This window comes from Kribbella sp. NBC_00482 (assembly GCF_036013725.1).
GTDB lineage: Bacteria > Actinomycetota > Actinomycetes > Propionibacteriales > Kribbellaceae > Kribbella.
Window position 1 is genome coordinate 7,716,330 of record NZ_CP107881.1, and the last position, 23,070, is coordinate 7,739,399.

The 23,070-nt window shown below is 67.7% G+C and carries 17 protein-coding genes; 7 read left to right on the forward strand and 10 right to left on the reverse strand.

What is annotated here, in order from left to right; genetic code table 11:
- Window positions 1–19: 19 nt before the first annotated feature.
- Both OHB24_RS37275 and OHB24_RS37280 read left to right on the forward strand, forming a co-directional pair.
- Window positions 20–2,434, forward strand: a complete 2,415-nt coding sequence (locus OHB24_RS37275) for a transglycosylase domain-containing protein (protein WP_327635630.1) — start codon at window positions 20–22, stop codon at window positions 2,432–2,434.
- 94 nt (window positions 2,435–2,528) lie between these two features.
- The gene (locus tag OHB24_RS37280) at window positions 2,529–3,791 is read left to right on the forward strand and encodes an aminotransferase class I/II-fold pyridoxal phosphate-dependent enzyme (protein ID WP_327635631.1); all 1,263 of its coding nucleotides are present in this window, start codon (window positions 2,529–2,531) and stop codon (window positions 3,789–3,791) included.
- On the opposite strand, the gene OHB24_RS37285 is transcribed toward OHB24_RS37280, so the two are convergent.
- On the reverse strand, window positions 3,788–4,300 hold the full coding sequence (locus OHB24_RS37285) for a PaaI family thioesterase (protein WP_327635632.1): 513 nt from the start codon (window positions 4,298–4,300) through the stop codon (window positions 3,788–3,790). The two genes, OHB24_RS37280 and OHB24_RS37285, sit on opposite strands and share 4 nt — an antisense overlap.
- A gap of 177 nt (window positions 4,301–4,477) precedes the next feature.
- Here OHB24_RS37285 and OHB24_RS37290 point away from each other — a divergent pair, with 177 nt between their 5' ends.
- Complete coding sequence (locus tag OHB24_RS37290; protein WP_327635633.1) at window positions 4,478–5,104, forward strand: excalibur calcium-binding domain-containing protein; 627 nt, start codon at window positions 4,478–4,480, stop codon at window positions 5,102–5,104.
- A 24-nt stretch (window positions 5,105–5,128) separates the two neighbouring features.
- Here OHB24_RS37290 and OHB24_RS37295 read toward each other — a convergent pair whose 3' ends face one another.
- Window positions 5,129–6,547 carry a hypothetical protein gene (locus tag OHB24_RS37295; protein WP_327635634.1) on the reverse strand — a complete coding sequence of 473 codons (1,419 nt, stop codon included), beginning with the start codon at window positions 6,545–6,547 and terminating at the stop codon, window positions 5,129–5,131.
- A gap of 54 nt (window positions 6,548–6,601) precedes the next feature.
- Window positions 6,602–7,963 carry an NAD-dependent succinate-semialdehyde dehydrogenase gene (locus tag OHB24_RS37300; protein ID WP_327635635.1) on the reverse strand — a complete coding sequence of 454 codons (1,362 nt, stop codon included), beginning with the start codon at window positions 7,961–7,963 and terminating at the stop codon, window positions 6,602–6,604.
- A 194-nt stretch (window positions 7,964–8,157) separates the two neighbouring features.
- Between OHB24_RS37300 and OHB24_RS37305 the strand changes: the two genes are divergently transcribed.
- Window positions 8,158–10,218 carry a M6 family metalloprotease domain-containing protein gene (locus OHB24_RS37305; RefSeq protein WP_327635636.1) on the forward strand — a complete coding sequence of 687 codons (2,061 nt, stop codon included), beginning with the start codon at window positions 8,158–8,160 and terminating at the stop codon, window positions 10,216–10,218.
- On the opposite strand, the gene OHB24_RS37310 is transcribed toward OHB24_RS37305, so the two are convergent.
- Window positions 10,183–10,824, reverse strand: coding sequence for a histone deacetylase (locus OHB24_RS37310; protein WP_327635637.1), 642 nt, complete (start codon window positions 10,822–10,824; stop codon window positions 10,183–10,185). The two genes, OHB24_RS37305 and OHB24_RS37310, sit on opposite strands and share 36 nt — an antisense overlap.
- A 96-nt stretch (window positions 10,825–10,920) precedes the next feature.
- Between OHB24_RS37310 and OHB24_RS37315 the strand changes: the two genes are divergently transcribed.
- Window positions 10,921–12,954, forward strand: a complete 2,034-nt coding sequence (locus OHB24_RS37315) for a phosphocholine-specific phospholipase C (protein ID WP_327635638.1) — start codon at window positions 10,921–10,923, stop codon at window positions 12,952–12,954.
- On the opposite strand, the gene OHB24_RS37320 is transcribed toward OHB24_RS37315, so the two are convergent.
- Window positions 12,951–13,571: a LysE family translocator gene (locus OHB24_RS37320; RefSeq protein ID WP_327635639.1), complete on the reverse strand. Its 621-nt coding sequence runs from the start codon at window positions 13,569–13,571 to the stop codon at window positions 12,951–12,953. The two genes, OHB24_RS37315 and OHB24_RS37320, sit on opposite strands and share 4 nt — an antisense overlap.
- Before the next feature lie 127 nt (window positions 13,572–13,698).
- Between OHB24_RS37320 and OHB24_RS37325 the strand changes: the two genes are divergently transcribed.
- Both OHB24_RS37325 and OHB24_RS37330 read left to right on the forward strand, forming a co-directional pair.
- Entirely contained in the window at window positions 13,699–16,506 is a 2,808-nt protein-coding gene (locus OHB24_RS37325) for a BTAD domain-containing putative transcriptional regulator (RefSeq protein ID WP_327635640.1), read from the forward strand.
- Between the two features lie 42 nt (window positions 16,507–16,548).
- Window positions 16,549–17,328 carry a class I SAM-dependent methyltransferase gene (locus OHB24_RS37330; RefSeq protein WP_327635641.1) on the forward strand — a complete coding sequence of 260 codons (780 nt, stop codon included), beginning with the start codon at window positions 16,549–16,551 and terminating at the stop codon, window positions 17,326–17,328.
- On the opposite strand, the gene OHB24_RS37335 is transcribed toward OHB24_RS37330, so the two are convergent.
- From OHB24_RS37335 to OHB24_RS37355, 5 genes are read right to left on the reverse strand one after another with little or no spacing between them, the layout of a single operon-like run.
- Window positions 17,321–18,208: an ABC transporter ATP-binding protein gene (locus tag OHB24_RS37335; RefSeq protein ID WP_327635642.1), complete on the reverse strand. Its 888-nt coding sequence runs from the start codon at window positions 18,206–18,208 to the stop codon at window positions 17,321–17,323. The two genes, OHB24_RS37330 and OHB24_RS37335, sit on opposite strands and share 8 nt — an antisense overlap.
- The gene (locus OHB24_RS37340) at window positions 18,205–19,026 is read right to left on the reverse strand and encodes an ABC transporter ATP-binding protein (protein ID WP_327635643.1); all 822 of its coding nucleotides are present in this window, start codon (window positions 19,024–19,026) and stop codon (window positions 18,205–18,207) included. Before OHB24_RS37340 ends, OHB24_RS37335 begins: the two co-directional genes overlap by 4 nt.
- A complete protein-coding gene (locus tag OHB24_RS37345; protein WP_327635644.1) occupies window positions 19,019–19,894 on the reverse strand; it encodes an ABC transporter permease in 876 nt (291 codons plus the stop codon). Before OHB24_RS37345 ends, OHB24_RS37340 begins: the two co-directional genes overlap by 8 nt.
- An 8-nt stretch (window positions 19,895–19,902) precedes the next feature.
- Entirely contained in the window at window positions 19,903–20,997 is a 1,095-nt protein-coding gene (locus OHB24_RS37350; protein ID WP_327635645.1) for an ABC transporter permease, read from the reverse strand.
- On the reverse strand, window positions 20,994–22,835 hold the full coding sequence (locus OHB24_RS37355) for an ABC transporter substrate-binding protein (protein WP_327635646.1): 1,842 nt from the start codon (window positions 22,833–22,835) through the stop codon (window positions 20,994–20,996). Before OHB24_RS37355 ends, OHB24_RS37350 begins: the two co-directional genes overlap by 4 nt.
- Between the last annotated feature and the right edge of the window lie 235 nt (window positions 22,836–23,070).

Genomic DNA, 23,070 nt, shown 5'->3' on the forward strand with positions numbered 1-23,070 from the left:
TCACGTAATCTGCCCAACCATGCACAGAGGCGAGCGGCGGGCCAAGCGGCCCAATGTCGTGTGGTCAGTGTTCGTGTTCCTCGTGGTCAGCGCGCTTGCTGGGGCGCTGACCGCCGGTCTGGCCCTTCCCTTCGCCGGCCTGGCCGGGGTGACCACGGCCAAGGCACACGAAACGGTGCAGTTCCTGCCCCAGGACCTGCAGACGGCACCGCTTGCGCAGAAGTCGATCATCCAGGCCGCCGACGGCAAGGTCATCGCGACGCTGTACCAGCAGAACCGGACGCCGGTCGCGCTGAAGGCGATCAGCCCGGTGATGCTGAAGGCGATCGTCGCGATCGAGGACGACCGGTTCTACGAGCACGGTGCGCTGGACTTCAAGGGCACCATGCGCGCGCTGCTGCGCAACCAGTCGTCCGGCGGGGTCTCTCAGGGCGGCTCGAGCATCACGCAGCAGTACGTGAAGCTGAGCCTGATCAACAAGGCCCGTACGCCGGAAGAGGTCAAGGACGCGACCGCCGAGACCTACGAGCGGAAGATCGCCGAACTGCGCTACGCGATCGCGGTCGAGAAGGAGATCCCGAAGGCGGAGATCCTGAACCGCTACCTGAACCTGGCCTTCTTCGGTGACCGTTCGTACGGCGTCGAGGCCGCGGCGATGCACTACTTCGGCGTCCACGCCGCCAAGCTGAACCTGCCGCAGGCCGCGATGCTGGCCGGCCTGGTGAAGAACCCGAGCGGGTACGACCCGATCGACAGCCCGCAGCGTGCCAAGGCCCGCCGCGACGTCGTCCTGCGCCGGATGAACGAGCTGAACATCATCACCGCCAAGCAGGCCCGGGACGCGATCAAGACCCCGGTGATCGACCCCAAGAAGGTCCGCGTCATCCCGAGCGGCTGCGCGAACTCGGCGTACCCCTTCTTCTGCGAGTACGTCGTCTCCAAGCTCAAGGCGAACAATGCGTTCGGCAAGACGCCGGAGGAACGCGAGAACTACATCGAGACCTCCGGCCTGGTGATCAAGACCTCGCTGGACCGGAAGATGCAGGCCGCCGCCCAGTCCGCGATCGCGCAGCATTCGAAGGCCGGCGACCAGGCCGTCGGCGCGATCACGATGGTCGAGCCGGGCACCGGCCTGGTGAAGGCGATGGCGCAGAGCCGTGCGTACGGCGCGAAGAAGGGACAGACGGCGTACAACTACAACGTCGAGAAGTCCTACGCCGGTGGTTTCGGCGGGTTCCAGAACGGTTCGACGATGAAGGCGTTCACGATCGCCGCCGCGATCGGCAAGGGCGTGCCGACGACGTACCGGATCCGCTCGCCGCAGACGATCAGCCTCGGCGGCCAGAACTTCAGTACCTGCAACGGCCCGATCTCGGTCGACTCGTACACCCCGAAGAACTCGACGAAGACCGTCCTCGACCCGTCGATGGTCGACGCCGCCCGTGCCTCGACCAACACCTACTTCCTGCAACTGTCCCAGCAGATCGGTCTGTGCCCGATCACCACGGTCGCGTCGCAGCTCGGCATGTACGACGCGCAGACGCTGAAACCGCTGCAGCAGGTGGTCTCGTTCACGCTCGGCTCGGCGGGTCTGATCACGCCGCTGATGCTGTCCAACGCGTACGCGACGTTCGCGGCTCGCGGCATGTACTGCAACCCGCAGATCGTCACGTCGATCACCTCGCTGAAGACCGGCAAAGCGATCCCGACGCCCGGCCCGAACTGCCACCGGGTGCTGTCGCCGAGCGTCGCGGACGGCGTCAACTACGTTCTGCAGCAGGTAATGGCGAAGGGCGGCACCGGCGGCAAGCTGAAGTTCGGCAAGAGCGACCTGGCCGGCAAGACCGGTACGATCGACGACAACCAGGCCGTCTGGTTCGCCGGCTACTCGTCGAAGCTCGCGGCGGCCTCCGTGGTCGCCGATGCCGACCCGCCGGCACGTAACCTGATCAGCCAGGTCTTCAACGGCAAGAAACTCAAGGACGCCTCGGGTTCCGGCACCGCGGGCCCGATCTGGGAGTCCGCGATGCAGGCGGCGCTGAACGGGTTGCCGACCACCAAGTTCGTGAAGCCGGACGACATCATCATCCGCGGCAAGGTGAAGGACCTGCCGTACCTGAAGGGCATGACTCCCGCCGACGCGGCCGCGAAACTGCTGTCGATGGGCTTCAAGGTCCAGATGAGTCACGGCCCGCAGGTCGACTCGGATGCCCCCGCAGGGACGGTCGCCTGGACGAACCCGCGGCAGGAGGACGGCGCCCCCGACGGCGCGATGGTCCTGCTGTACATCTCCAACGGCAGCAAGGCCAAGCCGCCGACGCCGCCGGTGACACCGCCGACCCCACCCGTGACGCCGCCGACCATCAAGCCGCCACCCGGGATCCCGACCTGCCAGCCATGGGATCCGCGCTGGCCCAAGTGCAGGCGCGGCTGACCGTGCGAGTGGAGATGGACCTCCCGAAGTAGCGGGCGGGCAGGCAGTCACTAGGCTTGGGGGCACTACCTAGTACTTGGGAAAGGACTCCCCCGTGAGTGTCGATGAGCTGGTTGGTCAGGTTGAGCGTGCGCGTTCGGACTATGAGGCGCTGGTGGCCAAGGGGCTCAAGCTGGATCTGACGCGGGGGAAGCCTTCGCCCAAGCAGTTGGACGCGGCGAACGGGGTGCTCGGGCTGAGCGGTGAGCCGGTGTCCGCGGACGGGACTGATCTGCGGAACTACGGCGGGCTCAACGGGCTGCCGGAGGTACGGGCGATCTTTGCCGAGGACCTGCAGGTGCCGGTCGAGCAGCTGCTCGCGGCCGGGAACTCGAGCCTCGAGCTGATGCACGACGCGATCGTGTACTCGCTGCTCGGGAAGGTACCGGGCGCCGAGCAGCGGTGGGCCGACGTCGAGGGGCTGGCGTTCCTCTGCCCGGTCCCGGGGTACGACCGGCACTTCGGGATCTGCGAGCGGTACGGGATCAAGATGATCCCGGTGCCGATGACGCCCGAAGGCCCGGACATGGACGTCGTCGAGCGGCTGGTCGCCGAGAACGCGGCGATCAAGGGCATCTGGTGCGTGCCGAAGTACAGCAACCCGGACGGCACCGTGTACTCCGACGAGACCGTCCGTCGGCTCGCCGCGATGGAGACCGCGGCGCCGGACTTCCGGATCTTCTGGGACAACGCGTACGCCGTGCACCACCTGACCGACTCCCCCGCGCAGCTCGCCGACGTGCTCGCACTGTGCGCCGAGAACGGGCACCCGGACCGGGCGTTCGTGTTCGGGTCGAGCTCGAAGATCACCTTCGCGGGCGCCGGTGTCGCGTTCTTCGGGTCCTCCCCGGCGAACATCGAGTGGTGGCTGAGCCACACGGTCAAGCGGAGCATCGGGCCGGACAAGATCAACCAGCTGCGGCACGTGCAGTTCCTCCGCGACGCCGACGGCCTGCGTGAGCACATGCGGACGCTGGCCGCGCTGATCCGGCCGAAGTTCGACGCGGTCGACAAGATCCTCACCGCCGAGCTCGGCGGCACCGGCCTCGCGTCCTGGACCGCGCCGGCCGGCGGTTACTTCGTCAGCCTGCAGGTCCCTGAGGGCTGCGCCCGCGAGGTGGTCGCCAAGGCGAAGGCTGCCGGTATCGCGATCACGCCGGCCGGCGCCACGCACCCGTACGGCGACGACCCGACGGATCAGGTGATCCGGATCGCCCCGACGTACCCGGAGCTGCCCGAGGTCGAGACCGCGATCACCGGTCTCGCCACCTGCGTCCGGCTCGTGGCGAGCGAGAAGTTGCTCGCCAACCAGGGCTAAGCCTGCGGGAGCTCGAAGAGCAGGCAGTTCGACGTTGCGTGGGCGAGGAGTTTGCCGCGTTCGTCGTACAGGTGGGCCTCGGCGACCGCCGTACGACGACCGCGGCTGATGATCCCGCCCTCGCAGCGCAGCAGGCCCGAGTCGATCGTGACCGGCTTGATGAAGCGGGTCATCAGGTCGAGTGACGTGTAACCGACGCCGGCCGGCAGCGTCGAGTGGACGGTGCAGCCGGCGGCGGTGTCGAGCAAGGTCGCGATCACGCCGCCGTGCACCGTGCCGAGCGGGTTGTAGTGGAACTCGGCCACCGGCATCAGCACCGTGACCTTGCCCTCCTCGACCTCGATCTCGGTCCCGCCGACCAGGTGCAGGATCGGCGGCGCCGGAAGCTTCCCGTCGCGCATCGCCTGCAGCATCTCCAGGCCCGACCAGCGGCCGACCCGGGCCGCGGTCTCGGCCGGGTCCGCCCACGAGAACGTCCGGCTCCGGGTCGCCTGCTCAGTCTCCGTCATGGACCGAGCCTCACACCACCGACCTGGGTCTGTCAACGAGACTTAGCACTCAGTGGAAGGTGTTCTGCGGCCGGGACCAGGGGTGCGAAGGCGGACAAACGTATGAAATACAAGGGATTCGGCGGGTAGAGGTTTCTCTTCTCGGCAGGGTGGTTAGGGTGCTGCTGGGAGGATGGAGTGAGGCAGTTCAATACGCCGCCGGAGTGGCCCGACCCGCCGACACCGGACTGGCGGCCACCGCGACGGTGGCAGCCACCGAAGTCGTGGCCGGCCGCACCGGATGGATGGACGTTCTGGGTCGACAAGCACAGACGACCGGTGCGCGGACCGATCGGGAGGTACGGCGGACCACGTCCGCTGGCGGTCGCGGCGATCGTCGCGATCCCCGTGACGCTGATGGTGCTCGTGCTGCTGAGCCCGTTCGGTCGCGGCGGAGAGTCCGCGAGTACGGCGCCGGTGTTCCGGCCGAGCACGCCCGTGACGACGCCGGTGCCACAGGCCCCGACCCGTCGCACCGAGCAACCCGTACGGGCGGTCGTCCGGACACCGACACCAACGCCCACACCGACACAGTCCGAGACGCCGACACCGACGCCGACCACGTCAGCGCCGACCACACCGGCTCCGACGCCCACCGTCGTACCGAAACCGACGCCCGCACCGACGACCACCACGGTCGTGTTCCGGAGCTGTGCGGAGGCTCGCGCCGCGGGCAAGGCTCCGCTGCGCCGCGGGGATCCCGGCTACTCGACAGCGCTCGATCGCAACGGTGACGGCGTGGCTTGCGACCGCGGCAACTCCTGACACCGCGCCGTCAGAAAGCGCTGTTCAGGGACGGACCACGACGGGCCGGAACGCCGCCTGGACCTGCGCGTCGCTCGGGGTCACGCTCTCCACGTCCGTGCTGCTGGAGCTCAGGCGGTACGGGCAGGCCTCCCCCGACATCGTCACGGTGGTGGACATCACCAGTCGCCCGGTGCGCAGCTCGTACACCTTGGTCGGGACCGTGACCTTGCGGAACGTCACGTAGCTGACCTCACCGCCGTACGGATTCGTCTCCGGTACGTACGGGCAGGTCTGCACGGCCGCGCCCATCCCCGCCGCCTCGGTGCACACGACGATGGTCGCCCGGTACGCGTCGTCGATCGACCACGCGGCCGGCAACTGCTCGGCGTACTGGGAGCTGTCGCCGAGGAAGATCGCCGGGTTGAAGCCACGGTGGTACGGCTTCGCGCCGCTGTACTTCGCCGGCGTCGAGCAGTACTCCCCGGTCGACACCAGGCTCCGGACGGTGTCCAGCTCGATCGCCAGCGTGGCCTTCACGAGTCCGGCGCGCGCCCGCACCGCCTGCTTGGCCTTGGGGTACGTCGTGACAAGCTGCTGGTACATCGCGCGCGCGGTCACCCAGGTCGAGCGGGACGCGTAGCCGTCGGCGCAGGCCAGCAGGGCGTTCGGCTCGATCCGGGGTACGACGGCGTTGGCGCGGTCGAGCAGGTTCTTGGACAGCTTGCGGGTCCGCAACCAGGCGGTCATCCTGATCTGCGCGCACGGCTCCATCCCCTGCAGATCCTTGACGAACCGATCCATGACGGCACCCGCGGTCGCCTGCTGCCGCGGGTCGGAGGCGATCGGGCCGAGGAGGTCGTAGCCCTTCTTGAGGGACGCCACGTCGGTCAGTCCGGCGGCTGCCGTGAGATGCCCCTTCGCCGTGTCGATCCGGCCGCAGGTCTCTACGTCGCTGTCACCGCGGTCCATGTCCTGCCCGGCAACGAGACGATCGCCGAACCAGACCTTGTCCTGCGCCGTGACCACTCCGGCGCAGTCCCCGCCCCGCCGCGCCGCAGTCACCTGGTCGGCGACCTCGGCGGCATCGCGCTTGAGCACGACGGCCGTAGCCACGACCGCAAGGGTCACCACCGCGGCGACGATCCGCTTCGGAATACTGGCCGTCCGCTCCGGTGGCCGGGTCGCCAGGAACAGGCCGTGCAGCACCTGCAGCAGTCCCCACCCCAGCAGGCCGAACTGGTACGCCGTGTCCTTGCGCTGGTACATGAGGACGAGGAGTGCCGCCGTACCGGCGAGGCCGAGAAGGCCGAAGAACCAGCGGCGGATCAGGAAGTAGCCGAGACCGAGGAACGAGGCGTTGCCTAGGGCAACAGCCAGCGGATCGTGCGGCCGGAGCCGCTTCGGTTTCGGCCCCGGGTACGGCGTGCCCTGCGGCGGCGGGGGCTGCTGCTGGTAGCTCATCTCCACAACTGTGGCGTCGTCGACCTCGATCCGCGGCGCACTGGCCGGTTCCTGTCACCCGAGCCGGATGGACTTCTTGTTCATGAATTCCTCGATGCCGGCCGGGCCGAGTTCTCGGCCGAGGCCGGAGCGTTTGATGCCGCCGAACGGGAGGTCGGCCTGGGAGCCGCCGGCGCGGTTCAGGTACACCATGCCGGCGTCGATGCGGTCGGCGACGCGGCGGTTGCGGTCGGGGTCGGTGCCCCACACCGACGCGCCGAGACCGAACGGGGTGTCGTTGGCGAGCCGGACCGCGTCGTCATCGTCGGAAGCCTTGAAGACGATCACGACCGGCCCGAAAATCTCCTCGTAGTACGCGTCCATCTCCGGCGTGACATCGGTGAGGACGGTGGCCTCGAGATAGGCGCCTGGTGTGATCCGGTGACCGCCGGCCCGCAGCGTCGCGCCTTGTTCGACCGCCTTCGCGATCTGCGCGGCGACCTCGTCCGCGGCGGCCGAGGAGGCGAGCGGCGGGAGCGTCGTCGCCGGATCGGCCGGGTCGCCGGGAACGTAGTACTCCGTGACTCGCTTGGTCAGCCGGTCGACGTACTCGTCGTACAGCTCGGCCAGGACGATCATCCGCTTCGGCGCGTTGCAGGACTGCCCGCAGTTCCGCATCCGCGCGGTCGCGGTGGCGTTGACGGTCTCGTCCAGGTCGTCGGTGTCGAGGATGATCAGCGGGTCGGAGCCGCCGAGTTCGAGCACGGTCTTCTTCAGGTTCTTCCCGGCCTCGGCGGCGACGGAGATGCCGGCCTGCTCGCTGCCGGTCAGCGAGACGCCGGCGATCCGCGGGTCGGCGAGGATCGCGGGGATCTGCCGGCTCGACGCGTACGTGTTCACATAGACGTCGTCCGGTACGCCGGCCGCGTGCAGGATCTCCTCGATCGCGCGCGCCGACCGCGGACAGATCGAGGCGTGTTTGAGCAGGATCGTGTTCCCGAGGACGAGGTTCGGCGCGACGAACCGGGCGACCTGGTAGCACGGGAAGTTCCACGGCATGATCCCGAGCAACGCGCCGATCGGTCCTTTGGTGATGACCGCCGTCCCGTCCTTGAGGTCGATCGGTTCGTCCGCGAGCAACGCCGGCCCGCGCTCCGCGTAGTACCGGAAGATGTCGACCACGATGCCGACCTCACCCCGGCCCTCGTTGACCCGCTTCCCCATCTCGAGCGTCATGATCGCGGCCAGCTCGTCGGCCCGCTCAGCGAACAGGTCCGCCGCCCGCGCGACGATCGCCGCCCGCTCCCCCACAGTCCGCCGTCGCCAGCCCGGGTACGCCGCATGCACCCGCTCGATCGCCGCGCGCACCTCCTCCTCCGTCGAGTTCGCCACTTCCTCCACCAACACCCCACGCGCCGGATCGGTGACTGAGTACATCGGCTACCTCCTTCCAGAACCAGAAGACAGTCAGCATACGGTATACAGTCTTCCTGGTGGAATCGCGGTCCGGAGAGCGCGCCGTTTCCTGTTGTGTCACGGGTGTCTAGGGGGCATGCTCATGGCTTGCCCCGTTGTCCCGCCTCTTGATCGGATGCCCGCCCGTGTCTGAGCAACGGAAGTTTCGTCGTGTTGTGCGGCTGGTCGCAGTGCTGGCCGTTGTTTCGGTGCCGTCGATGGCACTCGCCGCGCCGAGTGCTCCCCCGGACCCAGTGAACGCCTGGCAGTACCCGCACTGGCCGCAGAAACAGCCCTGGCAGGAGTCGGGGCCGGATACGCGGGTCGCGAAGACGCTCTCGAGCGGGTTGCCCGGCCCGATCGACCCGCAGAACTGGGAGAACCCGGACCACATGACGTGGGACGACTACGTCAAACCACCCGGGACCAACTGGGCCGACCCCAATGTGAAGGGGTCCGAGCGGACCTTCAAGGGCGCGCTCGTGCTGCTCGACTACCCGAACCAGGACTTCGTCGTCACCAAGCCCAAGGGTTCGACCGTGTTCGGTAACCCGAGTGCCGCGGCGAACGGCGTACCGCGGGATCAGACCGCACAGTTCTACAAGAACTTCCTCAACACCCCGGAGCCGCTGAACCACGGTCACACGCTGCACGAGTACTGGATGGAGGACTCCGGCGGCCGGTACGGCGTCGACCTCACCGCGTTCGGGCCGTACCGGATGCCGGGCAAGTCGCACGAGTACGCGATGGAGTTCCAGAGCGACGAGGACTGCCCGGCCGGTGACGACTGCTCGCGGAACATCCGCACCGACGGCCAGGCGGCGTGGGTCGCCGACCAAGGTCCCGACGTACCGGCCGGGTACGACTTCGTGTTCTTCCTCAGCGCCGGCCAGGACGAGTCGTCGACCTGGCAGGAGTTCGGGATGATGAAGTTCCCGACCAAGGAGGACGTCACCGAGGAGTTCGGCGGTCCGGATCCCGCGCAACGCAACTGGTCGGAGACCCGGTACGTCGACTGGACGTCGTGGGCGGCCGGCTCGTCGATCTGGCCGAACGCCGGCGGCGGCTCGTCCACCCAGGCGGAGAGCTCCGGGATGGCAGTGTTCGCGCACGAGTTCAGCCATATCCTCGGCATCGGCGACAACTACAACAACCCGTACGGCGTCCCGCCGAGACGCGCGTACACAGGCATCTGGGAGATGCTCAGCCGGGGCAGCTTCAACGGCCCGGGCGGCCCGCACAGCCGCTGGATGATCCCCGCGACCGGCGGCGCGTCGATGGGCGCGCAACACATGCTGCTGAACAAGATCAAGCTGGAGATGGTCGACGAGCAGAACGTGCTCAGACTCTCCCGCGAGGCACTCGCGACATCAGGTGTCGTGATTGCCAACGTCAAGGCCCGCAGCGTCAACCCGGGCGCTCGCGATCTCTCCGGGGTGAACATCGAACTCGGCGGCGCGGGCGATCTCGACGCACCGTGCGATGCGACGAAGGACCCGATGTGCGACGGCCGCGGGTACCAGAACTACACGGTCGAGGTCGTGGACCGGATGGGCACCGACTCGTTCACGCCCGATGCCGGCGTACTGGTCGCGAAGACCAAGAACCAGGACCGCGCGCCGTTCGAGTGGGTCATCGACGCGAACCCGCAGGACATCAACCTGACCGACTACGTGCTGCCCGACGGTACGAAGGTCCCGATCACGATCGGCGACTACCGGCAGCTGTCCGACGCCCTGTTCCACGCGGGCACGAACTCCGGCAGCGAGTACGAGTACACCGACACCGCGAACCGGCTGCACTTCTACATCACAGGAGTGCACCGCAACGCGAAGGGCGAGCTCTCGTACACGGTCGCGATCCGCTCGCTCGACGGCGCCGGCGCCCAGAAGCGCGGCGTACGGCTGCTGCCGACGGTCGCGAAGCCGGACCGCAGCGGCGTCCAGACCTGCAACTTCCGCCTCACCAACACAGGCAAGGCGGGTACGTCGTCGACGCAGCCCGAGGACGTCACGCAGTATGTCAAGGGCGACGTCTACCGCCTGTCCGCCAAGTCCAGCGGCTGGCCGATCGCCCTGCCCAACGCACTCGCCACCGCGAACGCCGGCCAGCAGGTCACGGTCCCCGTCCACACGAAGGCCGGCACCGGCCCGCTCGCCAAGATCACCCTGACCGCCACCTCCGAGAGCGACCCCACCAAGTCATCCACCGCCACCTGCATCGCCGTCAAGCACTGACAGCAGCGCGCCGGGCGTCCAGCCGAGTTGGACGCCCGGCGCAGCATGCAGGTATTCGACCACCCGCGCCAACTCCCAACCGTGCGCCTCGATCAGCCCGGTCACGATCCACCGCAGGTACGACGCTGTGGGCGCGACCGGCTCGAGGTCCGCGACCGTTCCGTGGGTGACCGTGAACATCGGCACGCCCTCCAACTCCCCCAACCGAACCACGGTCTCGTAGCGGCCCGGGCCGAGGGAGTGGATCTCGGCGACCTCCGGGAGAAGGGCTGCGAGCTCCAGCGCGTAAGCACCGCCCGGCTCGCGCCACATCTCCTGCGCCGCCACGTCGGCCAACTGGTCCAGGGTGAGGAGATAGGCGCGGGCGGCGAGCTGCGTGGGTGCAGCCGCGTTGTAGAACGCCGAGCCACCGCCCCACACCTTCGACGCACCGGCGAACACCAGTCCGCCCGCCACCGTGACAGCCACGGTCCGCTGGGGAGGCGTCTGATCCCGGCAGCCCGGGTAGACGCGGGCGCCCCCGCGCGGCCGACCGCCGTACAGGTAGCAGCTGAAGCGTTCGAGGGCGAGGTTGGATCCGTAGGCGACGTACCAGACCTGGTTCACGAAGCTCTCATCTTCCGTCGGTTAAACGTTCAGACTAGGGTGCCTGCGACGCAGTACTGGTGACACAGACTCCATCCGCCCCGTTAGGAGACTCGCATGCCAGATATCAATCGCCGTAGGTTCCTGCAGCTGGCCGGAGCGTCGGCTGCGTTCGCCGCGATGGCGAACAGCATCGAGCAGGCTGCCGCGATCCCCGCGCACCGCCGGTTCGGCAGCATCCAGGATGTCGAGCACATCGTCGTACTGATGCAGGAGAACCGGTCGTTCGACCACTACTTCGGCAGCCTGAACGGCGTCCGCGGGTTCGGTGACCCGCGACCCGTCACGCTGCCGAGCGGCAAACCGGTGTGGTACCAGAAGAGTGCCCTCGGCAAGGAGATCCTGCCGTTCCGGCCGGAGGCCGACAACCTCGGGATGCAGTTCATCCAGGACCTCGCGCACAGCTGGTCGGACGCGCATCTCGCAGTGAACAACGGCAAGTACGACCAGTGGATCCCGGCGAAGACGTCGACCACGATGGCGTACCTGACCCGCGAGGACATCCCGTTCCACTACGCGCTCGCGGACAAGTTCACGCTGTGCGACGCGTACCACTGCTCGTTCATGGGTTCCACCGACCCGAACCGGTACTACATGTGGACCGGCTACACGGGTAACGACGGCACCGGCGGCGGCCCGGTCCTCGGCAACGACGAGGCCGGCTACGGCTGGACGACGTACCCGGAACGGCTCGAGCAGGCCGGTGTCTCGTGGAAGATCTACCAGGACATCGGTGACGGCCTGGACGGCGACCACGGGTGGGGCTGGATCGACGACGCGTACCGCGGCAACTACGGCGACAACTCGCTGCTGTACTTCAACAAGTACCGCAACGCCCAGCCCGGGAACCCGTTGTACGACAAGGCCCGCACCGGCACGAACGCGAAGGCCGGCGAAAGCCTGTTCGCGCAGCTCGCCGCCGACGTGCAGAACAACCGCCTGCCGAAGATCTCCTGGGTCGCGGCGCCGGAGGCGTTCACCGAGCACCCGAACTGGCCGGCCAACTACGGCGCCTGGTACATCTCCCAGGTCCTCGACGCGCTCACCGCGAACCCCGAGGTGTGGAGCAAGACCGCGCTGTTCATCACGTACGACGAGAACGACGGCTTCTTCGACCACGTCGTACCGCCGTACCCGCCGATCGATGCCAACCAAGGCCTGTCGACGGTCGACCCGGGCCCCGACCTGTACACCGGGTCCAAGGCCGCGCACGGCGCCTACGGCCTCGGTCAGCGGGTGCCGATGCTCGTGGTGTCGCCGTGGAGCACCGGCGGCTACACCTGTTCCGAGGTGCTCGACCACACGTCGATCATCCGCTTCATGGAGTCCCGTTTCGGCGTCCACGAACCGAATATCTCGCCGTGGCGCCGGGCGATCTGCGGCGACCTGACGTCTGCGTTCGACTTCGGTACGGCGGCGACGCGGCCGGCCACTCTCCCGGACACCAGCGCGTACGAGCCGCCGGACAACAAGCGGCACCCGGACTACGTGCCGACGCCGCCCGCGGTCGGCAAGGTCCCGGCACAGGAACGCGGCCGCCGCCGTACCCGGCCGTTGCCCTACGCACCGGTCGTCGATGGAGCCGTTGCCGACAGCAAGTACCGGTTGACGTTCAGCTCCGGCCCGCAGGCGGGCGCGCAGTTCCTGATCACGTCCGCGAACCGCACCGACGGTCCGTGGACGTACACCACCGAGGCCGGCAAGACCGTCGCCGACAGCTGGAACCCGATCTACTCCGCCGGCGTCACCGACCTCACCGTCCACGGCCCGAACGGCTTCCTCCGCACCTTCAAGGGCAAGCCCGCCACCGGCCTGGAACTCACCGCCCGCGAGAACGCCAGCACCGGCAACGTCGTACTCACCCTCACCTCCGACACCGCCCGCCGCATCACGATCACCAACACGTACGCCGGCACCACCCAGAACCTCGACCTACTCAAGGGCACCACCACCCGCACCATCACCACCACAAGCGGCTGGTACGACGTCTCGATCACCACCGCCACCGACACCACCTACCTCCGCCGCCTGGCCGGCCACGTAGAAACCGGCACCCCCAGCCTCAGCGACCCCGCCATCAAGACCGTCTAGGTCAGCACCGCGAGTCCGGCGAGGGTCAGGTAGACGCCTCCGGTGGTCTGTTTGATCCTGCGCCGGGCTTGCGGGGAGCCGTGGATTCGAGGCGCCAGGGCGCCTGCGATCGTCGCGTACGTCGCGTCGCAGGCGGCGGCCAGCAGGACGAAGCAGGCGCCGAGGACGAGGATCTGTGTCGGTCCGGACCCCTCCGCCGGACGGACGAACTGTGGAAGGAACGCGAGGAAGAACAGCACCGTCTTCGGATTCAGCAGGTCGACGAGGACGCCGTCCCGGATCATCCGGAGACGGTTCCTCGGCAGAGCGCGGTGCTTGGGTGCGTCGTCGTTCGGCGGTCGGAGCTCGCGCACTCCCATCACGAGCAGGTAGGCCGCACCGCCGTACCTGATCAGCCTGAACAGATCCGGTGACGACGCGAGCACTGCGCCCAGTCCCGCGGCGGCCGCGGCGACGTGGACGAGCGCGCCGAGTTCGAGGCCGAGCACTGATGCAAGGCCGGCGGCGCGGCCGTGGCGCAGGCTGCACGCCACCACGTACGCGACCGACGGCCCTGGTACGACGAGTACCACCAGAGCCGCCAGGCAGAAGGACAGGACTGTTGTCCCGCTTGGCATGATCCCCCCGATCCGGGCGTTTGCCCGCTCACGACAGGGACGGTACGGACGAGCGCTGCCAGTTCGCTGTCAGTTCGAGAGACCCGGTCGATCGGTAGAGTTGGTGGCCGTATCTCTCGGGGGTGAGATGGGACATCTCGACATTCGGCTGCTCGGCCCGTTCGAGATCCGTCGGGACGGGCGGGTGGTTCGGGTTCCGGGTCGCAAGGTCCGGGCGTTGCTGGCGGTGCTCGCGCTGAACTGCGGACGGACGGTTTCGTTCGACGGTCTCAGGCTCGCGCTGTGGGCCGACGATCCGCCGCAGCGCCTGCGAGGCAGCCTGCAGACGTACGTCGGGCGGCTGCGCCGCGTACTCGGCGACGATGCGGTGACGACCGAGCCGACGGGCTACCGCCTCGACGTGCCGGTGGAGAGTGTCGACGTACTGCGCTTCCATCGGCTGCTCGACGACGGGCAACCCGCGCAGGCGTTGGGGTTGTGGCGCGGTGATCCGTTCGGGAGCGCGCTCTCTCCCTGGTTCGACGAGCACGAGACGCCCGCGCTCGTCGAGCGCTACCTCACCGCCTGGGAACAGCGAACCGACGCCGACATCGCCGAACTCCAGAAGCTCACCACGCGCTACCCGCTCCGGGAAACGTTGTGGCTAAGGCTTCTCACGGCACTCCGCGACGCCGGCCGACAAGCGGAAGCGCTGGAACGCTACCAGACGCTACGCCGCCACCTCGCCGACGAACTCGGCACCGACCCATCCGCTGAGCTCCAGGCGCTGCACCACGACCTGCTCGCTCTGCCCGCAGGTGGGGGTACGCCGCCGCGCCCGGCTCGCGACCTCACCCGGTTCTTCGGGCGGGCGGCCGAGCTCACCCGGGTCGATCGCCTGCTCGCCACGTCCCGCCTGGTCACGATCGCCGGCCCGCCCGGCGCCGGCAAGACGCGACTCACCCGCGAGTACGCCGTCCGTCAGACGTCACCGGTCGTCCTCGTCGAACTCGCAACGGCGGACTCGGTGGCGACCGCAGTCGCGGACACGATCGGACTCGGGCCCGGCGAGCCACTCGACCCGGCGAGCACGTTCCTCCTGATCCTGGACAACTGCGAGCACCTCGCGACCGAGGTAGCGCAGTACGCGACCCAGATCCTTGCGACCTGCCCGGCCGTTCGGATCCTGGCCACGAGCCGTACGCCGCTCGGCACGGCCGGCGAACACGTCTTCCGTCTGCCCCCACTCGCCCACCGCACCGCGGTCGAGCTCTTCATCGACCGCGCGCGACTCGTCAACGCAGACGTCCGCGCCGATCCGAGTGACACCATCCGGCAGATCTGCCGCCAACTCGACGGGCTCCCCCTCGCGATCGAGCTCGCTGCCGCCTGGATCCGCGTGCTGTCCGAGCGCCAGGTCCTCGACCGCCTGGCACCGCTCCTCCACGAGAAGCACGGCCGCCACACGACCATGCGCGCCGCCCTGGATTCCAGCTACCGCCTTCTGCAACCACCGCAGCAACTGCTGTTCGGTCGCCTGGCGGTCTTCGCCGGCGGATTCGACCTCGACGCCCTGGAAGCAGTTGCCGACCTCGGCGACGACCTGCTCACCGCCCTCACCGCACTGGTCGACCACTCCCTCGTTCTCACCGAATCACAGCCCGACGGCCGCATGCGCTTCCGCCTGCTCGAGCCTGTGCGCCAGTACGCCGTGACCGTCTTCGTCACCGATGACAGCGAGGACTCGGTCCGCGACCGCCATGCCCATCACTATCTGGCCGTTGCCCTCCATGACGACGCTCGCCTCCGCGGACCGGACCGTGCCGCTGCACTGGTCGACCTGCGACGCGAGGAAGCCAATTTGCTGGCCGCGCTGGCATGGGCCCGCAGCCGGCCGACTGACCTGGCGCTGCGGTTGAGCACGGTCCTCGGGTACTACTCCGAGCATCGCGGCGAGGTCAACGAGGCCCGGACCCGGATCGAAGAGTTCCTGGACCATCCTCTGGCCGAGCCCAAGGTCCGCGCTGCCGCTCTGGCTCGGCTGGGACGACTCGCCTGGCGGCAACGCGACTATCCGGCCGCGCAGCACGCCTACCGGCAGAGCCTCGACCTCCGCCGGAGACTCGGCGATCAGGACGGTACGGCGCGCAGTCTGCGGGACCTCGCGCTCGCGACGGCGTCCGGCGGCGACACCGGTCTCGCCGCGGAACTCTGTGAGCAGAGCATCGCGATGTTCAGGCGTTCGGGCAACGAACGCGGTCGCGGCTGGGCTCTCACGGTGCTCGGCCTGACCCTCTTCGAGAACGGCTGCTGGGCCGAAGGCGAGACGCACTACCGCGAGGCGCTCGAGGTGAGCCTGGACGGCGGCGGCGCGGCGATGAACGTGACCGCACGCCTCGGCATCGCGTTCTCCGCGGCGGTGGCCGGCGATGTCGGCGTCCATCGGCAGCAACTCGTGGCCGTCGTGGATCAGATCCGCGCGGCCTCCGGCCTGATCGAGGATCCCGAGTGGTTGTGGGCCGCGATGAGCCTGGCTGCGAACGAAGGACGGACCCGCGCGGCGCTCCGGCTCGCCGGCGCCGCCATCGCGCTCAGCCGGCGCGGCGGGCGGATGTCCGGGACCATGACCACCTTCTGCGACGGGACGGTCGAGCGCCTGCGCCGCCAGACCGGGACCCGCAGTGCCGGCCGCCTGATGGCTGCCGGCCGCGAACTCGCACAGGACGCGTTGATCGTCGAGGCACTCGCCCCGCCGACTGCCGGCGACCGGCCGTTGAGCGCCCGTGAACTGGAGGTCGCCGAGCTGGCCGGACAGGGGCTGAGCAACGACGACATCGCGAGGTCCTTGACGATCTCCCGCCGTACCGTCGAGACCCATCTCGAGCACGTCCGGCACAAGCTGGACCTCACCAGCCGGTACGAAGTGGTGGCCTGGGCGCTGTCGCGATCCGGGTGATCACGGATGTGCCGGTCGCCCGCGTCCGCGCACGCTGAATCGATGAACGACTACATCTTCGACACCGGCAGCGAGCTCGGCCGGCACCATCTGGACTATCTCGGCAACCTCCTGGACGCCCCGAGCCGATGGTCTCTCGAACGGCGCGGGCTGCCGCCCACGGCCCGCTGCCTGGAGATCGGCGCCGGGTCCGGCGCGATCGCGACCTGGCTGGCGGCCCGGACGGCCGAGGTCGTTGCCGTGGACATCGACACCGGTCAGCTGACGGACCTGCCTGCGAACGTCGAGGTCCGCCGGCACGACCTCCGCGAGGGCCTCGGGGTGGACGGGCCGTTCGACCTGATCCATGCGCGGCTGATCCTCATGCATCTCCCGGAACGCGAGCAGATCTTCGCCCAACTGGTCGATGCCCTCGCACCGGGCGGGCGGCTCGTCATCGGCGACTTCACCGGCCGCCGCCTGCACCCCATCACCACACCGACCGCCGAGGACGAGGCGCTCTGGGCGCGCATGCAGTACCTCTCGCACGAACTCGGCGGCCCGGCCCGCGGGATCAGCTTGAGCTGGGCGGCCGGTACGGCGGCACGGATGTCCGCCGCCGGCCTGGTCGACGTACACACGCTGGAGTACTCCGAGACGACGGCGGGCGGCACCGACGGCTGCCTCCTGCACCGCAACCTCAACCAGCAGGCAGAAGCCCTCCTGCTGTCCGTCGGCGCCGCCCCGGCCGAACTGACGCGCTACCGCGAGCTGATGACCGATCCGTCCTTCAGCGCGTGGTTCTACCAGTTCTTGTGTACCTCGGGACAGCGCCCTAGATGATCGGAGCCTCCGGCTTCGTGTCGGCGGCGGGGTTCGCGTCGTCGACGCGTTCCAGTTCGTCGACGGCGATGCGGGTGGTCCAGCGTTGGTCGGGGTCGGGTTGCGGGATGGAGTCGAGGAGCAGCTTGGTGTACGGGTGGGAGGGCTCGTGCATCACCGTGGAGACCGGGCCGCGTTCGACGATCTGGCCCTTGGTGATGACCATGACCTCGCCGCCGAGGTAGTAGACCGTGGACAGGTCGTGGGTGATGAACAGAGTCGTCATCCCGTGCTCGGTCTGGAAGTCGAGCAGGATGTCCAGGAAGTGCCTGCGCACCTGGGCGTCCAGCATCGACACCGGCTCGTCCGCGATGATGAACGACGGCCGCAGCATGTGGACCCGGGCCAGCATGATGCGTTGCCGCTGACCGCCGGAGAGCTGGTGCGGGTACCGCCCGAGAACGTTCTCCGGCTCCAGCCGGACCGCGCGCAACGACTCCTCGATCAGCTCGAGGCCCTTGGCCCGGGTGTCCGCGAGCTTGAACTTCTTCACCGCCTTCCAGAGCACGCGATCGACCCGGTAGAACGGGTTGAAGATCGCGTACGGGTCCTGGAACACCGGTTGTACGTCGCGCCGGTACTCGTCGTACTCGGCCCGGCTCAGCTTGAAGATGTCCTTCCCGCCGTACAGCACGGAACCGGCGGTGGGTTTCTGCAGGCCGAGGACGTTGCGGGCGATCGTGCTCTTCCCGCTGCCGCTCTGGCCGACCAGGCTGATGATCTGCGGCGGCGACGCGGCCAGGCTGAAGCTCACGTCGTCCACCGCGGTGATGTAGCCGTCGGCGACCCCACGGGCGTGGAATCGTTGCTGTACGCCACGAAGTTCGAGCTCAGACTTCATGATGCCCTCCGTCCGAGCTTCGGAATCGAATCGATCAGCTGCCGGGTGTAGGCGTCCTGCGGGTTCTTGAACACCTGCCGTACGTCGCCCACCTCGACCAACTGTCCCTCGTACATCACCGCGACCCGGTCGGCGAGCTGTGCGTGCACGCCCATGTCGTGCGAGATCACCATCAGGGTCACACCGAAGTCGGTGCGCAGATCCGCGAGCGACTGCAGGATCACCCGCTGGATCGTCACGTCCAGCGCGGTGGTCGGCTCGTCCGCGATCACCAGGTCGGGTTCGAGCGCGACCGCGATCGCCATCAGCACCCGCTGCTTCATGCCGCCGGACAGCTCGTGCGGGTACATCCGGGCCACTCGCGGCTCGAGACCGACCTGTGCGAGCAGCCGCGGGATCATCTCGTGCAAGGAGCTCTTGCGCTCCGGCGCGTGCTCCAGGATCACGTCCTTGAACTGGTCCTGCACGCGCATCACCGGGTTCAGCGAGCTCATCGAGCCCTGCGGGAGATACGAGAGAGCGCTCCACCGCAGTACCCGCAGTTCCTCGCCGTGCACCTTCAGCAGGTCCACGGGCGAACGGCCGGCCGGGTTGAACACCACGGAGCCGCCGGTCACCTTGCCCGGCGCCTTCAGGAGCCGCAGCAGTGCGACCGCGAGCGTGCTCTTCCCACTGCCCGACTCCCCCGCGATCCCGAGGATCTCACCGCGGCGTACGTCGAGATCGATCCCGCGGACCGCTTTCACGTCGCCGCGGTTGGTGGAGTACACGACCTCGAGGCCCTTGATCTCCAGAACGCTGCCAGGAACGCTATTCACCGGCCACTCCTCTCAGCCGCGGGTTGTAGACCTCTTCCAACCCGATGTTCACCATGTTCAGCGCCGCGAACAGCAGCGTCAGCAGCACGATCGGGACCACGAACATCGGCCACGCCCCGAGCGTCAGCGCGCCGGTGGTGATCGCGTTGTAGATGATCTGGCCGAGGTCGACGACACCGCCCGGCCCGAGCCCGATCACCTCCAGGCCGACGAGGCCGAAGATCGCGCCGAGCGCCGAGGACGCGAACCCGACGCCGATGAACGGCAGCAGGTTCGGCAGCAGTTCGGTGACGATGATCTCCAGGTCGCGGGCCTTGCTCACCCGCGCCAGGTCGACGTACGGCCGGGTCCGCAGGCTGAGCACCTGGGAACGGATGGTCTTGGCCGCGAACGGCCAGGCGAAGATCGAGATCATCACCCCGACCTGGAACAGCGTCACGTTCTTCGCGTACGCCGAGAGCGCGATCAGCAGCGGGAACGTCGGGATCACCAGCAGGATCCCGGTGAACGTCGACAGGATGCCGTCGATCCAGCCGCCCTTGTAACCGGCCACGAACGCCACGATCACACCGACGACGGTGGAGATGATGCCCGCGATCGCCCCGATCTGGAGCGAGACCGACAGCGCCTTCATCACCATCGCGAACACGTCCCGGCCGAACTGGTCGGTGCCGAGCAGATGCCCGGGCCCGGGCACCAGCCACTTCTCGTACGCCGCCACCTCGATCGGATCCTTGCCACCCCCGATCGCGTTCACGATCAACGGGCTGAACAACGCCATCAGGACCATCACCCCGAGGATGATCAACCCGGCCGCCAGCCGCCGGCTGTTCCGGATGGTCCGCAGTACCGCGTTCAGAATTCTCATCGTCATCACTACTTCCAGTACTTGACCCGCGGGTCCAGCAGCGGGAGCAGGAGGTCGAGGAGGAGTACGGCGGTGAGCACCGAGAAGATCGCGATGTCGGTGACCCCGAGGATCGTGTTGAAGTCGAGCTGCTGGATCGCGGTGACCAGCGTGGTCCCGAGGCCCGGATAGTTGAACAACTGCTCGACCAGCACGTTGCCGTTGAAGATGAAGCCGAGCGAGATGCCGAACGCGGTGATCTGCGGCAGGTAGCAGTTCCGCAGCGCGTACCGGGTCAGGATCCGCCAGCCCTTCAGGCCCTTCGCCTCGGCGTACACCAGGTAGTCCTCACCGAGCACCGGAACCATCAGCATCCGGGTGGACAGGATCCAGCTGAGCGTCCCGATCACCACGATCGACAACCCCGGCAGCAACCCGTACTTGAGCACGCTGCCGATGAACTCCGGCGTGATCCCGGGACTGATGTTGGAGTCGTACGCCGATCTCGCAGGCAGCACGCCCATCGAGTACGCGAAGATGTACACCAGGATCAGCGCGACGAAGAAGTACGGAACGTGGGACAGCGCGATCGACAGGTTGGTCGCGATCGCGGAACCGAGTTTCCCGCGCCGCCAGCCCGCGATCGCGCCGAGCAGCACGCCGAGGATCCAGGACAGCACCGCGGAGATCCCGAGCAGACCGATCGTCCAGGGCAACGCTCTCAGGATCACGTCCTGGGCCGGCGTCGGGTAGTTGATGAGGCTCGGCCCGAGATCGCCGTGCAGAACGAGTTTCTCCATGTACTTCACGTACTGGGAGAACATGTTCCCGGTCAGACCGAACTCCTGCTGGTAGCGGGCGATCAGCTCGGTGCTCGCCTGCTGGTTGTACATGTAGTTCTGCTGCAGGGTCTGGATCAGCGTCTGGACCGGGTCGCCCGGGATCAGGCGGAAGAAGAAGAACGCGATGGTGAGCGCTCCCCAGAGCTCCACGAAGTAGATCCCGATTCTTCGGATCGCATACGCCGCCAGCGGATGCCGCGACAGCCAGGCCCGCACCCCCGAGGGTCGTGCGGAGTCCTGGCTCTCGTCGACAGCTACCACCGGCGGGGCATCCGCCGTCACGCCGGTCCCTTCTGGCCGGTGGCCGAGATCTTGCCGAGCACCAGGATGAAGTGCGGCCACCAGTTCAGCGGCACCTCGTACAGGTTGTCGTCGGTCGGCCAGTCCTTCCAGAAGGCGGTGTTGAAGAACTGCGGGTACCCGGTCTGGATCACCGGCAGCAGCGGCAGCTTCTGGAAGTAGATCTCCAGCGCCTGCTTGAGCAGCGGCTTCGCCTCCTCGCTGTCCGGGTCCATCCCGGACAGCTTCTGGGAGATCGCGTCGAACGCCGGGTCCTTGAAGCGCATCTTGTTCTTACCGGCGGCGTTCTTGCCGATCGGCTGGGCCTTGCCGCTCTCCCAGTCGGTGTACAGCTGCTCGGGGTCGATGGCGAACCCGGCCCAGCTCGAGTCGATGTCGTACTCGCCGCGCTGGAACTTCTCGTCGTGCACGCTGCCGGACAGGCTGCGCAGGGTGCAGGGCACCCCGACCTTGGCGAGGTCGGCCTTCAGCACGTTGGCGATCGCGTACTCGGCCTTGTCGACCTGCGCGGGCGTGATGATCTCGAGGTTGATCTCCTTGCCCTTGTAGGTGCGCTTGCCGGCCGCGTTCTTCGGCGCGATCTCGTCGAGCAGCTGGGTCGCCTTGTCCAGGCTGTACTCGAACTTGTACTTGTTGGCGAGCTCGTCGTCTTTCCACTTGTCGTTGGTCGGGTAGTCGGCCCACGGGTAGATCGCGGGCGGCACCTTCACGTCCCACACCGACGTACCGATCTTCTCCCGGTCGAGGCAGTAGTTGATCGCCCAGTGCATCTTCTCCTCGGCCATCACGCCCCGGGTCGGGTCGCAGTTCAGCCACATCACCCGTGGGTTCGGGTCGTGGAACTGCGTCGTGACCAGGTTCGGGTAGCCGGTGTTGGTCAGCTGCGTGGCGTGCTGCGCGTCGATCGAGCCGACGTCGAACTCGGCCCGCTCGAACGCCAGCGACGCCTGGTCGAGCTGCTTCGAGGTGCTCTGGAAGATCACGTACTGCGGTTTGACGTCGAGCTTGTCCTTGTTCCAGTAGTTCGGGTCCTTCTCCCAGACGAACATCTTCTGGTTCCGGATCGCCTGCTTCAGCTTGTACGGGCCGGAGCGGACCGGCGGGTTGTCCTTGAACTTCGTCAGGTCCTGCGACTTCCAGATGTGCTCGGGCATGATGTTGTTCGGCGCGCCCGCGATCGCGGCGATGAAGTTGTAGTGGAACCGCGGCGTCGGCTTCAGGAGCTTGACCACCGCGGTCTGCGCGTCCGGCACCTCGACGGTCTTGACGAACTCCTTCAGGTCGCCGCCGCCGCCGAACAGGTCGGGCCGGTCCTTCAGCGCCATGACGGTGAACTTGAAGTCGTTCGCACCCAGCGGCTTCCCGTCGTTCCAGTGCGCCTTCGGGTCGAACTTGATGGTCAGCTCGGTGTGGTCGTCGTTGTACTTGTACTCGGTCGCCAGCCACGGCGTGAGCTTGCCGGTGGCGAAACTGAGGAAGAACAAGGGCTCGGTGGCCAGCTCCACGCCGGCGCCGCCCGGTGATCCGTTGGGGATCATCCCGTTGAAGCTGTCGAAGACCGTGTACTCGACCTGGCCGACGATCACCGTCTGGTCCCGCGGGACCGGGATGTTCGCCTTGCCGATCTGGATGGACTTGGTGGCCACCGGCTTGTTGCTGTTGGCCGGCTTGTCGGAGTAGGAGCCACCGCTGGAACAGGCAGCCAGGAAGGCGGTCAGCGCGGCGGCGCCGCCGCCGATCATGCTTCGCCGGGTCAACTGGTACCGGACGACGTCTTCGACATCTTCGTACTGCTCTTGCGGGCGCGGGGCTTCGTTCATGACGAAGGTCACCTCCGTTTACATTGCGTGGACTGGCGGATCACCGACCGAGAGGTGCCACGGACTATAAGTAGGGTTGACAACGTTGACAAGAGTTCGTTGCCACGTTGAAGCGAAGACGTCATATCCGCAGCTCAGTGGATATACCAACCTTTGACAACGTTGCTCGCTCTGTGTGACTCCCGTAGGCGGAAACGCTTCCAACGGCGGTCACACGGCGTAGACGTTCCGGCCT